At 40.1% G+C, this 13,968-nt stretch carries 14 protein-coding genes and 1 other RNA gene; 5 read left to right on the top strand and 10 right to left on the bottom strand.

Annotated features, from left to right (window positions below; translation table 11 throughout):
- Positions 1–68 precede the first annotated feature (68 nt).
- The 10 genes from gcvH to GJS41_RS07920 form a co-directional block, all read right to left on the bottom strand.
- Positions 69–458, bottom strand: a complete 390-nt coding sequence (gcvH, locus tag GJS41_RS07965) for a glycine cleavage system protein GcvH (RefSeq protein ID WP_154246743.1) — start codon at positions 456–458, stop codon at positions 69–71.
- A gap of 171 nt (positions 459–629) precedes the next feature.
- A complete protein-coding gene (gene gcvT, locus GJS41_RS07960; protein WP_154246742.1) occupies positions 630–1,736 on the bottom strand; it encodes a glycine cleavage system aminomethyltransferase GcvT in 1,107 nt (368 codons plus the stop codon).
- Between the two features lie 91 nt (positions 1,737–1,827).
- Positions 1,828–3,471 carry an iron ABC transporter permease gene (locus GJS41_RS07955; protein WP_154246741.1) on the bottom strand — a complete coding sequence of 548 codons (1,644 nt, stop codon included), beginning with the start codon at positions 3,469–3,471 and terminating at the stop codon, positions 1,828–1,830.
- A gap of 3 nt (positions 3,472–3,474) precedes the next feature.
- Complete coding sequence (locus tag GJS41_RS07950; protein WP_370515658.1) at positions 3,475–4,530, bottom strand: extracellular solute-binding protein; 1,056 nt, start codon at positions 4,528–4,530, stop codon at positions 3,475–3,477.
- A gap of 148 nt (positions 4,531–4,678) precedes the next feature.
- Positions 4,679–5,014: a hypothetical protein gene (locus GJS41_RS07945; RefSeq protein ID WP_154246740.1), complete on the bottom strand. Its 336-nt coding sequence runs from the start codon at positions 5,012–5,014 to the stop codon at positions 4,679–4,681.
- An 11-nt stretch (positions 5,015–5,025) separates the two neighbouring features.
- On the bottom strand, positions 5,026–7,308 hold the full coding sequence (locus GJS41_RS07940) for a PKD domain-containing protein (RefSeq protein ID WP_154246739.1): 2,283 nt from the start codon (positions 7,306–7,308) through the stop codon (positions 5,026–5,028).
- Positions 7,309–7,442: 134 nt separating this feature from the next.
- On the bottom strand, positions 7,443–8,624 hold the full coding sequence (locus tag GJS41_RS07935) for a UbiH/UbiF/VisC/COQ6 family ubiquinone biosynthesis hydroxylase (protein WP_154246738.1): 1,182 nt from the start codon (positions 8,622–8,624) through the stop codon (positions 7,443–7,445).
- On the bottom strand, positions 8,621–9,820 hold the full coding sequence (gene ubiH, locus GJS41_RS07930; protein WP_154246737.1) for a 2-octaprenyl-6-methoxyphenyl hydroxylase: 1,200 nt from the start codon (positions 9,818–9,820) through the stop codon (positions 8,621–8,623). Before ubiH ends, GJS41_RS07935 begins: the two co-directional genes overlap by 4 nt.
- Before the next feature lie 11 nt (positions 9,821–9,831).
- Complete coding sequence (locus GJS41_RS07925) at positions 9,832–11,136, bottom strand: aminopeptidase P N-terminal domain-containing protein (RefSeq protein WP_195758357.1); 1,305 nt, start codon at positions 11,134–11,136, stop codon at positions 9,832–9,834.
- A gap of 9 nt (positions 11,137–11,145) precedes the next feature.
- Positions 11,146–11,700: a UPF0149 family protein gene (locus GJS41_RS07920; protein WP_227551270.1), complete on the bottom strand. Its 555-nt coding sequence runs from the start codon at positions 11,698–11,700 to the stop codon at positions 11,146–11,148.
- A 164-nt stretch (positions 11,701–11,864) separates the two neighbouring features.
- On the opposite strand from GJS41_RS07920, the gene GJS41_RS07915 reads away from it, so the two are divergent.
- The 5 genes from GJS41_RS07915 to rpiA all read left to right on the top strand — a co-directional run bounded on the left by GJS41_RS07915 (position 11,865) and on the right by rpiA (position 13,948).
- On the top strand, positions 11,865–12,074 hold the full coding sequence (locus tag GJS41_RS07915; protein ID WP_227551269.1) for a TIGR02449 family protein: 210 nt from the start codon (positions 11,865–11,867) through the stop codon (positions 12,072–12,074).
- A gap of 15 nt (positions 12,075–12,089) precedes the next feature.
- Positions 12,090–12,416: a cell division protein ZapA gene (locus GJS41_RS07910; RefSeq protein WP_154246736.1), complete on the top strand. Its 327-nt coding sequence runs from the start codon at positions 12,090–12,092 to the stop codon at positions 12,414–12,416.
- A gap of 18 nt (positions 12,417–12,434) precedes the next feature.
- Positions 12,435–12,615, top strand: a non-coding RNA gene (gene ssrS, locus GJS41_RS07905) — 6S RNA.
- Positions 12,616–12,618: 3 nt separating this feature from the next.
- The gene (locus GJS41_RS07900) at positions 12,619–13,227 is read left to right on the top strand and encodes a 5-formyltetrahydrofolate cyclo-ligase (protein ID WP_154246735.1); all 609 of its coding nucleotides are present in this window, start codon (positions 12,619–12,621) and stop codon (positions 13,225–13,227) included.
- Positions 13,228–13,276: 49 nt separating this feature from the next.
- Positions 13,277–13,948 carry a ribose-5-phosphate isomerase RpiA gene (gene rpiA, locus GJS41_RS07895; RefSeq protein ID WP_370515680.1) on the top strand — a complete coding sequence of 224 codons (672 nt, stop codon included), beginning with the start codon at positions 13,277–13,279 and terminating at the stop codon, positions 13,946–13,948.
- The last annotated feature ends 20 nt before the right edge of the window (positions 13,949–13,968 follow it).

Here is a 13,968-nt window from a genome sequence, read left to right as displayed (position 1 = left end):
TGAATTATCTAGTGCTAAGCAAATCAACTGTCGCATCAACGCATTTTACGACGCGATAGTCAGCCAGATTATTCGTCAGCGATTTCTTCTGCGTACTGCTCCGCCAATAACAACTTATCTAGATCTGCTTGATCAGCAAGTTGCATTTTAAACATCCAGCCATCACCATAAGGATCGCTATTAACCAATTCAGGAGAATCTTCAAGCTCTTCATTAACTGCTGTAATAGTACCGTCAATAGGTGCATAAATATCCGAAGCTGCTTTTACAGATTCAACCACGGCGATTTCATCATCTGCAGACACCTCTTCATCTAGCTCAGGCGCTTCAACGAAAACAACATCACCCAATAACTCTTGCGCATGATCAGTAATTCCAACGGTTACTAAGCCATCACCTTCATGACGGATCCATTCGTGGCTTGATACATACTTTAACTCTGCTGGAATTTGACTCATGGTCTAGATACCCCTAATTTGATCTCAAAAAGATTTGACCTAAATTTATAAACTGGCGTTATTTTAGCCGAAACTTCTGCATTACCCAAGCAAAACTGCACCTAAAAAGTGACTCGAAAGCCAGTTTCAAAAGGAGTCGTGAAAAAGCTAGCAAATCGACTTTTCAAAAGCCTAAACTAGAACTTCACCCTTACGCACAAAACTTGGTTTGACGACCTTGGCATTCAATTGTTTTTTGCGTACTTGAACCAATACAGACTCTTGATTTAGGTCACGTTTAACACGAGCCATAGCGATAGATTTGCCAACCGTTGGCGACATGGTGCCAGAAGTAATAACGCCCACCACTTTATCATCAACCACAACTTCTTGCCCTTCTCGCATAACACCCTTATCTTCTAAAATCAGCCCGATCATCTTATGTGGAGCTTCAGCACTCTTAGTAGCGATGAGCTCTTTCTGCGCTAATAATGCTTTGCGCCCAACAAAATCTCTTGTTTCTGGCTCCCATGCAATAGTCCAGCCCATATTGGCAGCTAATGGCGAAACATTTTCATCCATATCATGTCCATAAAGATTCATGCCTGCCTCTAAACGCAAAGTATCTCTTGCCGCTAGCCCAGCAGGCTTCACACCAGCAGCTGCTAGCTGGTTCCAAACACCAATACCAGCTTCATCTGGAACCATAATCTCATAGCCATCTTCGCCAGTGTAACCCGTTCTTGCCACAAACCAGCTAGCTGCCTGCACGGCCACAAAAGGTTTAATCTCTGCAACAGCGGCTTGTTGTTCGGCGCTCATAATTGAATTCGCCTTCTCGATGGCATTAGGACCTTGAACTGCGATCATGGCAACGTCGGTTTTTTCTTCTACCGATACATTAAACTGTTGCGCAACGTTTTCCATCCAAGCCAAATCTTTATCACGAGTTGAAGCGTTCACCACCACTCGATAGTGAGTATCCGTCAAATAGTAGGCAATTAAGTCGTCAATAACGCCGCCATTTTCGTTAAGCATTCCGCTATAGAGCGCTTTTCCAGCAACAGTTAATTTAGCTACATCATTGGCTAGTAAATATTGTAAGTACTGTTTCGCCTCAGCACCGGTAACTTCAACTACAGTCATGTGCGATACGTCAAACATACCTGCATCTTGGCGAACGGCATGATGCTCATCAATTTGTGAGCCATAATTAAGAGGCATATCCCAGCCACCGAAGTCCACTACGCGAGCGTTCGCATCGAGATGCGCTTGATATAAAGGAGTTTTATTAGCCATTGATTGAGTCCAAGTTAAACCTAAGAAATTGGTGAAAGATTATACTCGGGATTGTTAAGGAGGAGAAGCAAAGTATAGAAAGTCTAACCAGTTAGTTTTCACTCTTTTTAATCAAATAAATCACCGGAATAATACCAACCATAACTAGCAATACTGCCGGTAGCGCGGCTAATTGCCATTCGCCTTCTGAAGTTAGTTCATAAATTCGTACAGACAAAGTATCCCAGCCAAAAGGCCTTAACAGTAGTGTCGCCGGCATTTCTTTCATGACCTCAACGAAAACCATCAACATAGCTGTTAATACTCCCGGTCTTAATAAAGGAATATAAACCCGCCATAAGCGTTCTTTTGAGTTAGCGCCAAGACTCATGGAAGCCTCGATAATGCTAGGTTTTATTTGTCCCATGGCGTTATCTACCGGTCCATGAGCAATTCGCATGAAACGAACTGCATAAGCAAATAATAAAGCGAAAATCCCACCGGTCAGCCATTGCTCCAAACCCAACCATGATTCAAAAGCATTGAAACTTATGACGACTCCAACTGCTAGTACGGTTCCAGGTAATGCATAACCGCTAAGGCTAACTTCTGTCAACAAACTGCCATCATACTGCTTAGCTTTTTGATTTTTTATGAATCGTTGAGCAAAGACCAATAGCATGGCAACGACTAAAGTAATAGCTGTGGCAACAAAAGCTAACTGTATGGTGTTGGACAATAAATTTATAATCGTTTGGCCATATCCAGACGTGGTTAGGCTCCAATAGATAAGTTGGATCAAAGGTAATATGAAGGCTATTAAAGACACCAGCCATGCGGCCAATTGAACTAAGGTTCCTTTGATTCCAGATAAGGGTTTTCTGAATTTGCTAAACTCTTGTCCATTTTCTTGGTAGCTTGCTGCACCTCGACTAAAGCGCTCACTTAATAAAGCAAGAAATACTAGCAATAACAAAATAGAAGCCAATTGTGCCGCAGTTTCTAAACTAAATAATCCAAACCAAGATTTGTATATTGCAGTAGTAAAAGTATCGTAATTAAAAATTGAGACAGCCCCAAAATCCGCAAGTGTTTCCATTAATACTAATGCCAAACCTGCCATCCATGCAGGTCTTGTCATAGGGATGATCAGTTTCCAAAATGCAGCTTGCTTGCTATAGCCTAAAGTACGAGCACTCTCATAACTGGCTTGACCTTTTTTTAATAAGCTCGCTCGAGTTAAAAGATAAACATAAGGATACAAACTCAGGATAAATACCAGTGAGACACCCAAAGAATTACGAATATCTGGCAGGTAGGATGAGGATAAACCAACACTTTTAAAAATCTGTTCTAGAGCGCCACCAAAATCAGTAAATCCAAGCAACACAAACGCTAAAATATATGGAGGAATCGCGATTGGCAACATCAAACACCATTGCAAAATTTTTCTTCCTGGAAACTCGTAGATCACTACTAGCCAGGCTAAAGAAACTCCTAAGACAAAAGCCCCTATTCCAACAAACACAGATAAGATTAATGTATTTGCTAATAACCCCGATAACTGAGTTTGCCAAAGGTGGCTCCATAAACCGGCGTCTACTGTTAACCATGAAAAAACCAGCGGGATAACCGGCAATAAGACTGCTATTGCAATAATAGCTAGGGCAAACCAACCTAAATTAGATATTAAAAAGCCATGCCGAATTTTATCGACATGGCGAACTGTAGACTGCTGTGTTGGAGTGATTTGCAAAGCTTATTTGTAACCTACTCTGTCCATTAACTGAACTGCTGCAGGTTGTAATTCACCTGCTTTCGACAAATTCATAGTATCAGCATTTAACTCACCCCAAGCTTGCACCTGCTCAATAGATTTCACAGCAGTATTTGCTGGATACTCAAGATTTAAGCCCGCATACATTTGCTGTGCAGATTTTGATGATAACCATTCAATTAACTGTAAAGCGGCTTTAGGGTTTTTAGCATGCTTGGTAATACCTGCTCCTGAAATATTCACATGGACTCCTTGCTCAGAATTTTCAGGCAAATAAAGTGCTACAGAAATATCTGGATTTTCCTTTTCTAAACGACCGAAATAGTAGCTATTTACAATCCCTACTTCACATTGACCAGCTTCTATCGCCTTCACTACTTTAGTGTCATTAGAAAATGGAGCTGTGGCTAAATTGTCGACCCAACCTTTTATAATCGACTCCGCTTTTACTTCACCATGACGCGCTATCAACATGGCAACCAATGATTGATTATAAACCTTCTTAGACGTGCGCAAACACAAACGACCTTGCCACTTTGGATCAGCCAAGTCTTCATAACTACTCAATTCTTCAGGTTTAACTTTATTCTTATCATAAACCATAGTTCTTGCGCGAACGGTTAAACCAAACCATTGGTTATCTGGATCTTGTAAATTTTGCGCAACGTTGTTCTCAAGCGTTGCAGAAGTGACCGATTGCAAAACCCCTTCTCTTTTGGCCAACCAAAGGTTTCCTGCATCCACCGTCATAAAAATATCTGCCGGCGTTCTTGCTCCCTCAGCCTTTAATCGAGTCACTAATGGTCCCGCTTTATCGGTTATATAGTCGATATCAATACCGGTATTAGCTGTAAACTCTTCAAAAAATGGCTTAATCAAGTGTTCTTTACGAGAGGAGTAAACCACAATTTTCTGAGCTTTTTCCTCTGTTACTGCTTGCGTGCTTTTTGAGTCTTTTGCTTGCTTTTTTTCTTGCCCAGTATTTTCCGAACATGCGGTTAACATTAATAGGGATATTAGAACGATTGTTTTACTCACAAATTTCATATGATGCCTAAATTAGGGTGCCTTATTAAATCTAGCTAAATGATAATGGTTCTCATTAATAAATGCAATGACTTTTACCTTCAAGGACTAAGCATAAAAAAAGCTCCCTATTGGGAGCTTTTACAGAACAACTAAAAACTTACTTTAGATGCTTAGCGAACACGTCTTTCTTCGACGTTTTATATAAGACTGACTCACCCTCTTTCATTAAGTAACCAGCCTTATTGAATCGCCACATTTGAGTTTCGCCATCAACCTCCATTTCAATTTTATATTCAAAAAGAGGCATCAATTTTTCTAGAGCGCGCTCTTTCACTTTCCATGCATCAACGATTTCAACCACAGCACTTTTCTCATCAATGACTTTAAGCACTTCGGTTTTATCATTATAAATGGTTGCTTTTGCGTTTTGCTTACATGCCACCAAAACCATAATTAACAAAATTGCTAACGAAACACCCAATAATTTACTCATAATCTTTATCCCTATTTAGAAACTTTTCGTCTTCTTAAACCCAGTGCTGCCAATAAAACCAACAAGCCTAAACCTGCAGAGCCACCACCGCCACCTGAAGATTCAGGAGCGTCATTCACTGTCACTGAAACAGCTGCTGTTGATGTTTCCCCTGAAGGGTCGGTTACTGTTACTTCAAAGCCAAGGGTAGCAGAGCCAGTCACTTGTGGAGCTACAAACGAAGCAGTACTACTAGAGCCATTGTTAATGGTAACCGCAGGACCTGACGTCTGTGCCCAAGAGAAAGTCAAAGGGTCGCCGTTAGGGTCGTTACTATTACTAGCATTCAAGTTTACTGTAGCACCTTCAACCGCAGTTAACGAACTTGATGCAACTTGAGCAGTTGGCGCTTGATTCACTTCCACATTGACGGTCACGGTTGCAGAAGATTGCAATCCATCAGGATCGGTTACTGTTACCTGGAACTCAAGAGCTGTCTGACTAGCCACATCGGGTGCAGTGAAATTAGCTCTAGCTGAAGCTGCCCCAGATAAATTAACAGTAGGGCCAGAAGTCTGCGCCCAAGCATAGGTTAAAGTGTCTCCATCTGGGTCACTACTAGCGCTAGCATCAAGCGTTACATTGGTATTTTCATTAACAGTCATGCTACCTGAACCAACATCTGCTGATGGCGCTCTATTTGGAAACTCAACTACAATTGCCGCAGTGGTTGAGCGCGAACAACTTGCTGAGTCAGTCACGCTTAGATTAACGTTTCCAGAATAGGCATCATTATAGCTATAAGAAGGATTAGCTTGAGTGCTATCCTCTGTTCCGTCACCATTGAAATCCCAGCTGTATGTATAACCAGTACCGGAACCACCAGATACTGACGAAGAGAAGCTCACCGTTTCACCAACTTGCGCTGGATTTGGGGTAATAGTCGCAATGGCTGCCGTAGGTGCTGTACAAGCGTCAGTTCCATCTAACGTTGTCGCTCCAGAATCCGCAGGGTCTAACCATGCTTTTAATTGACTAGCAGCGGTTCCGCCACCTTCCCACTGCTCAGATACACGGCCGTACCAATCTGGATCATTGGGCGCCTGGCAAGAAGCAAAACCACCATGCAAAGTACCTACGATATGTCTATTAGCATTCCAAATACCAGAACCTGAAGACCCGCCTTCGGTAGTCCCTTGGTCCCATGCTCCAATACGAATATGCGAGCCATTAGCATTTTCAACATTACTAGTGTAATTAGTTAAAGTAGCAGCATCATCATCAAAGCTAATACGCTTCTCGTCACCTGCTGGGTGGTGAATAGCAACCGAGGAGGTTGGTGCCGGAGCAGTATTATCCCATCCAGCCCAGTGCACGTTAAAGCTTGAGCTTGGAGCAGAGTTTAATTCTAATAAAGTTAAATCTGAACCAGTCCAGGTTGCTCTCAAAGTCGTTCCTGATTGCGATTGACTTCGACTACCATCAGGCGTGCCATCACAAACTGAAGTTTCAAAATTCCAATAAACAACTACCGTATTTGCTACTGCTTGCGTTGAAACGCAATGATTCGCGGTTAAAAAATAAGGTTTTCTATCTTGCGCCACATTGTTTACTAACGAGCCCGTACAAACGAAGCTACCTTGACTTGTGGTAAACGAATAGTGACCGACGGAACGAACTTCTGACTCCCAAGGATCTGCAACCGGGCAAACAACATCAATATTACAACTACCGGATTTAGCTATAGAAACTTTATCAATCCCACGATAACCCTGATTAATATTAGTTAAATCAAATGTTAAATATTTCTTCATGTTATCTGGTACAGAAATTTCTATGATTGCTTCGCCACCTTTGATTAGTGGCGTCCATAGCTCTTGAAAACCATTATTATCTTTTTGGGTAAATGGGCCTATAACTTCTGAATAATCTTTGTTATAAACAAATAACTGAGCACCTGCAGGTAAAAATACATCTTTAAAGCCAAAACTCAAATTATTGGTATCTTTTGCATTAACTTTCAATCGCCAAATTGACTGGCCTGCCGAGCTTAACCACTGGCCTAAATCGGTATAGGATTCTCTGGCTTGATATGGCACTGCAAACCGATAGGTTTTCTCAAATTTACTAAAGGTTGCATCTTTTGCTGCTACTTTTTTCATATCCAATGCAGGAATATCTAACACAGGAGATGCCGGAATATTTTTAATTGCATGGGTTAAGGGAAGCTCATTTGAAGCTATGGATGCATGTGTTGTGAAAGAAGCTGCCACTAACATGGCTACACTACTAACTTTAAATAAAACCTTTTTCATAATATCACCAACTTAATCTAATCTACTCAATAGTATAACTAGGATTGTCAGAATAGAAAGTAAATCAATGTGAAACGGTATTAAAGTTATACAATTAGATACTTATTGATACTAAAAAATAAATAACTTAGCGACTAAATCCCAAGTGCTTTCTTAACTAATAGATTCTTAATTAAACCAGTATCATTTACAGCCTTTAAACCAACTGCGCGTAAAAGTTGAATAGAACTAGATTGGTGTGCAAAGATGTTCTTAAAAAACTGCATGGCTTTTTGCATCAAAAAGATATCACTCGATCGATTTCTTTGATAGGGGCGCAAGTTTATCTGCAAGCCTATGTCTCGTTTCTTTGCATAAGAATTTTTTATCACCTTTACTAATTCTTTAGCATCAGCAAAGCCAAGGTTCACCCCTTGCCCAGCCAATGGATGAATGGTGTGAGCAGAGTCGCCAATTAATGCCAAACGGTGCTGAATATTGCTTTCTGCCGTGCGCTCGATTATTGGAAATGCAACTCGATCACTTAATAAAGAAATAGCTCCTAATTTACTTTCGAATGTTTGCTTCAAGCGTACTAAGAAATCTTCTTCGGATAATTGCAATAACTCAGCACATTTACTCTCATCTTGCGACCAGACTATTGAGCACTTATTAAATTCCTTTAAAGGTAAAAATGCTAAAGGCCCAAAATGGTCAAACCGTTGGTAGGCTGTCGCCTCATGAGTTAACTCAGTTTTTACGGTGGCGACAATAGCCTTTTGTTTATAAGGTTTTTGCAGAGTCCCAATACCCGACGCTTTCTTTAGCCAAGAAAGAGGCCCGTCCGCAGCAACTAACAATGAAGCCTTAAAACTTTTACCAGAATTTAAAATCACTTCTGCATAATCTTTTTGGTAACTAACCTTTTCGCAGTGTTCTAAGAAATAAAAGTCTATATTATTTTTATCCTTGACCGTATTAAACAAGGCTTTTCGAATGACTCTATTTTCAATAATGTGCCCCAAGTTTTCCTCTCCGATTGCATCAGCAGAAAACTCCACAGCGCCATGAGTTGATTCTCCATCCCAAACTTCCATTTTCCCATAAGAAGATAAACTGCTTTTATCAAGATATTGCCAAGCACCTATTTCACGAAAATACTTTTCGGATTGTCGAGTAATTGCACTGACTCTTATATCAATACTTGTTTTATCAAATTCCTGCTGAACTTCTTGCGGCTCTATAACGGCTATCTTTAAACTCGTGCCTTTAAGCCCTGCTACAAAAGCAAGGCCTACCATACCGCCACCTACGACAATAATATCGTATTGCTTCATGCTTTAAATCCCATTGCCTTCATAGCAAAGACTTCTTTTATAGCTGGAGTAACATCCATAATTTTCATGAGAAGATTTCTGCTTAAGGATAAAGCTGTAGATGGGTTGGAAAATAACCGCGCTAGCGCCTCAGTTGCTTCAATAGTTTCAAAGCGATCACTCATTCTTTCATTCTCAAATTCATCAAGCCAATTTTTAGAATCTAATTTTGATTCTTTATCTAAACACAATTTTTGAATTTTTTTTCTCAGAGCTTCAATATCTCTTAACGCCAAATTGAGTCCTTGGCCAGCAATCGGGTGCAATTGTTGCGCGGTATTTCCGATTAATAAACATTGGTCGCTCACTATCTTAGAAGTCACCAATTGCATCAACGGGAAAACATTTCTTTTGCCTATTTTTTTTACTCGACCCAATCTAGAACCGAATGCTACCTCTAGCTCTTTGGCAAACGATATTTTGGACATTTCGTGAAGCTCTTTGCTTTTTTCAGATGTGTTTGACCAGACTATCGACATGCGGTTATCACTTAATGGTAATAACGCCAAAGGGCCATTGTTCGTAAAGCGCTCGTAAGCCCAGTTTTTATGCGGTATTTGTGTTGTTATATTACAAACCAGAGCTGACTTTTTAAAATCGGTGACTTCTGTCTGATACCCCAGCTGCGATTTAAGATTAGAACGAGAACCTTCTGCTAAAATTAGCAAGTCACAATTTATAAATTGCTTGATACCTTCTAACTCGATCTGCATAACATTTTTATCGTTTTTTACTATTTTTTTTGCAGAAACCACTTTAGCTGGACAACAATATTCTATTCCCCGCTCTCTTACCTCAGACATTAATGCCAAGCCTAAAATCTTATTTTCAATAACGGCGCCTAGCTGAGGCTGATTCAATTTGCTGCATTCCAATCGGCTAAAGCCGTAACGTCCTTGATCGGAAATGTGAATGTTTTTTATTGGCTCAGCGCTATTTATCATTTGAGTAAGCCCAAGCCGTTGATATATTTTTAAAGATGAAAGCGATAACGCAACACTTCTATCGTCAAAGCTAGGTTGTGAATTGGATCTTTCTTGAAATGCTTCGATAACAACTAAATCAATACCAATCGCATCTAACGCAATCGCCAAGGTAGCACCGACCAAGCCCCCACCGACAATAACAATCTGATAATGATTCTTTTTAGTTTTCATAAAATTTAAAATTATTGCATTAACTGCTCAATCTTTTCCCGATCTTTTGGCGCCGCTTTTGACAAAACATCGTAACCCGTTTTTGTTACCGCTACATCATCTTCAATGCGAATGCCAATCCCACGCCACTTTTTGGCCACCCTAGTATTATCTTTATTGATATAAAGACCTGGTTCGACGGTTAATACCATGCCTGCCTCCAATAATCTTGGCTGTCCATGCACCTGATAATCACCAACGTCATGTACATCCAGGCCGAGCCAATGACCGGTTTTATGCATATAAAATTCTTTATAGGTTTCTTTAATTAAATTGACTTTTAAACTACCCTTTAAAATCTTTAAATCAATCAAACCTTGGGTAATGATTTCCACCGCTTTGTCGTGAATGTCATTCCAGTGATTACCCGGTTTAACCATTTCAATCGCCGCCTCTTGTGCTGCTAGCACTAAATCGTAAAGCTCTGCCTGTGCTTTTGAAAAGCGGCCATTAATTGGGATAGTTCTAGAAATATCCGAGGCATAATATTCAAATTCACAACCTGCATCAGTTAACAATAAATCGCCATCTTCTAACTCACTATCATTTTCTACATAATGCAAAATATTAGCATTATTACCTGCTGCAACTATGGAGGGGTAGGCTGCATGTCGACAATCATTCAATGCATAATGGTACTCTAGCTCTGCTTCCATATGACGCTCGTTTTTTCCAGATGCGCAAGCTTTCATTAATGCTATATGAGCTTTAGCAGAAACATTTGCGGCATAACGCATGCGCTGAATCTCAGCTTGCGTTTTTATTAAACGCATCTCATGTAAATGATGTTTAAGATCAATCATTTCGCCTGGACGGGATTCGCCTTTATGTTGCGCATTAGTCAATTGATTACGCCACTCTAAAATTTGCTGATCGAATTCAGGATTTACTCCTAGCTCAAAATAAATTCTATCTTTACCCTCCATCAAACCTGGTAAAATGTCATCAATATCGGTTATCGGAAACGCATCGTCAGCTCCAAGAGTTTCTATCGCTCCTTCTTGACCTAGCCTAACACCATGCCATGTTTCTTGGATTGGATCTTTTTCTCGATTAAAAAGAATGAACTCTCCATGTTTACGGCCAGGGATAATCACAACCACAGCCTCGGGCTCATCAAACCCTGTCAGATACCAAAAATCACTATCTTGCCTGAAATGAAAATTAACATCTCGACTTCTAACTTTTTCATTGGCAGCTGGCAAAATTGCAATGGAGTTATCCCCCATCCATTGCATTAATCGCTTTCTTCTTGCAGCAAAATTTATCTTTTGCAATGTGAATTCCTAATGTACTGAAGAGTTTTCTTGATTGTGTGGAGTTGCTTCTGGTTGATTTGCCATAAAAATAATCTGTGCAGACATTTTCACATGCTCACAGATAGTCACATAAGCTTGCTCTAATTCTTCATTTTCTTCTGCTTCATTATCCAGCTGGGCAATTTGTGCCAAATCATGCATAGCCTCTTCTGCATCCTCGCTTAATGGCTTTTCTTGTTTAATCAAACCATACCCCGTTAGAAAACCTTGCGACCATTCACCCAGAGCAGTTAAGCGGTGCGCCAATGGATAGTCATCTTCAGGAATAATTAAGTCGATACTAAATGAATCAACTTGATAATCCTTTTGGGTAAATGCTAATAATTGCTCTAATCCTGAAAAAGCCTCAGTTGGCAGTGGATCGCCTGAATTTAAAAACTCAGCTAGTTGCTGATGCCAATTGCCTTGTTCTGGAACGTAACCGTGTGCGACTAATCCATGCAGCATTCCTGCTAGTTGGGATGCAGCCAGATCTGGCAAATAATGTAGGCATAACTCATTGATTTGTGAATAATGGATCAAAGGGAAAACTCTTGCTAACAATAGTAAAACAAGTTTAACCTTTGCCCTAAAGAATGCCTAGTCCAGCTACCAATTTAATAACAATAATATTTTAATTGGACAAAGATTGACCAACATAACGCATATCCTTATAGTATACTTTAATTATCAAACCTAACTGTTTAATGAATATGGTAAATCCACAAAATCAATTAGAGCTTCTAGAATCTCAAGTTGACTCGCTTTTGTTGCAGTTTGAAAAAATAAACAGTGAAAACAGTGATTTACGCAGTCAAATCAATCATATGCGTAATGAAAAGCAACAACTTATCAACAAAAATGAGTCCGCTCGTCAGCAAATTGATCTAATGATCAAGCGCTTAAAGAGCATGTAAAGAGTTTAACTAATTATGGCAAAATCCGATATTATTCCTGTCAATGTCTCCATTTTAGGCAAAGAATTCCAAGTTGCTAGCCCAGAAGACGAGCATCAGCAACTATTACAAGCTGCGACCTTTTTAGATAAGAGAATGCGAGAGATTCGTGAGTCGGGCAAAGTTCTAGGCATTGAACGAATTGCTGTCATGGCGGCACTGAATCTTAGTTACGAATTGTTAAATAAGTCCGACACTAACCCCGAACAAATATCTATAATAAACAATAAGATGCAACAGTTGAGCGATAAAATTGAATCCTCACTGGATAGTAGCAAACAAATCGAGCTCACTAACGGTTAATTATTTATGTTATAATTCAGGTTCCTGGACTGTTCGTCAGTAGCGAACGTTCTTGAGCCGATAATACTTTTTTTGGGATTCCTTCGTAGGAAGTGTTGTGCAAGTCCGTTTCGATCGGAAAGCCTGATCATCCTCCTGGTCTCCCCCCTGAACCTTTGGGTTCTAGGGCCTCTACCTACAACGGCAGTCTGGGTTTTTATTAATGAATAAAGCGCTGTCGCAGAAACAGCTTCTGCGAACAAGAATTAAACATCAAAGAAGCACTCTTACTAAACCCTTTATGGAGCGTTCCGCTCTCGCTATTTTAGGCCACTTATCTACCGCACAAATTATTGAAACTTCTGAAAATATTGCTTTTTATTTACCAACCCGTGGTGAAATAAGTTGCTGGCCACTGATTGAGTATGCCTTATCGTTGAAAAAAAAGTGCTTTATACCTAAGGTTTTTCCCAATAAAAAAAGAGGCATGTGGTTTTTACCCTATACTGGCAAAGACACCATTCAGCAGGGATCTTTTGGCATCTTAGAGCCGACGGCAAAAATTTCCTCTGCCATTCGGCCCAGTGAGCTCGACGTTATTTTTATGCCTCTTGTTGCTTATGATACAGAAGGCAACCGTCTTGGTATGGGCGGAGGCTATTATGATTCCGCACTTAAGAACTTTAACTCTAATCAGAAGCGACCTGAATTGATTGGCTTAGCATACAATTTTCAACAAACAACTAATTTACCTATACAAAAGTGGGACCAAAAAATTGATTCAATTGCTACCCCCAGTTACTTCAGACGATTTACCGCTTCAGACAGCTAACATTTTCTCACCTCATCGACTACAATAGTCAGGTGTTAATTTAATCAGAATCACTATGACTCAAGACGAATTGAAAGCCCTGGTTGGCAAAGCTGCCGTAGAATATGTTAAAGAAGACACTATTGTTGGTGTTGGAACCGGCTCTACTGTTAATTTTTTTATTGATGAACTTGCCAAAATAAAACATAAAATTAAAGGCGCAGTTTCCAGCTCTGAAGCTTCAACCGAAAGATTAAAAAATCATGGCATAGAAGTTTTTGACCTCAATCAAGTTTCTGAAATACCTGTCTATGTCGATGGTGCTGATGAGTCAAACCATTTGTTGGCACTGATCAAAGGTGGTGGCGGCGCTTTAACTCGCGAAAAAATTATAGCCGCAGTATCGACAAAATTTATTTGTATTGCGGATGAGTCTAAACTGGTTCGTCGCCTTGGAGAGTTTCCGCTGCCGATAGAAGTGGTACCAATGGCGAGAAGTTACGTCGCAAGAGAAATTGTTAAGCTTGGCGGCGATCCTGTCTATAGAGCTGGTTTTGTAACTGATAATGGCAATGTTATTTTGGATGTGCATGGCTTAGAAATAAATGAGCCAATGAAATTGGAGAGCATCTTAAATAGTCTGGTTGGCGTTGTTACCAATGGACTATTTGCAGAGCGCTCAGCGGATGTTTTACTCATAGCTAAAAGTCATGGTGAAGTCGAAACCATTGCTCGAAACTAACGATAGCAATCGTATTAGAA

The organism is Kangiella sp. HZ709 (assembly GCF_009674675.1).
Lineage (GTDB): Bacteria > Pseudomonadota > Gammaproteobacteria > Enterobacterales > Kangiellaceae > Kangiella.
This window is presented reverse-complemented; position numbering and strand designations above follow the sequence as displayed.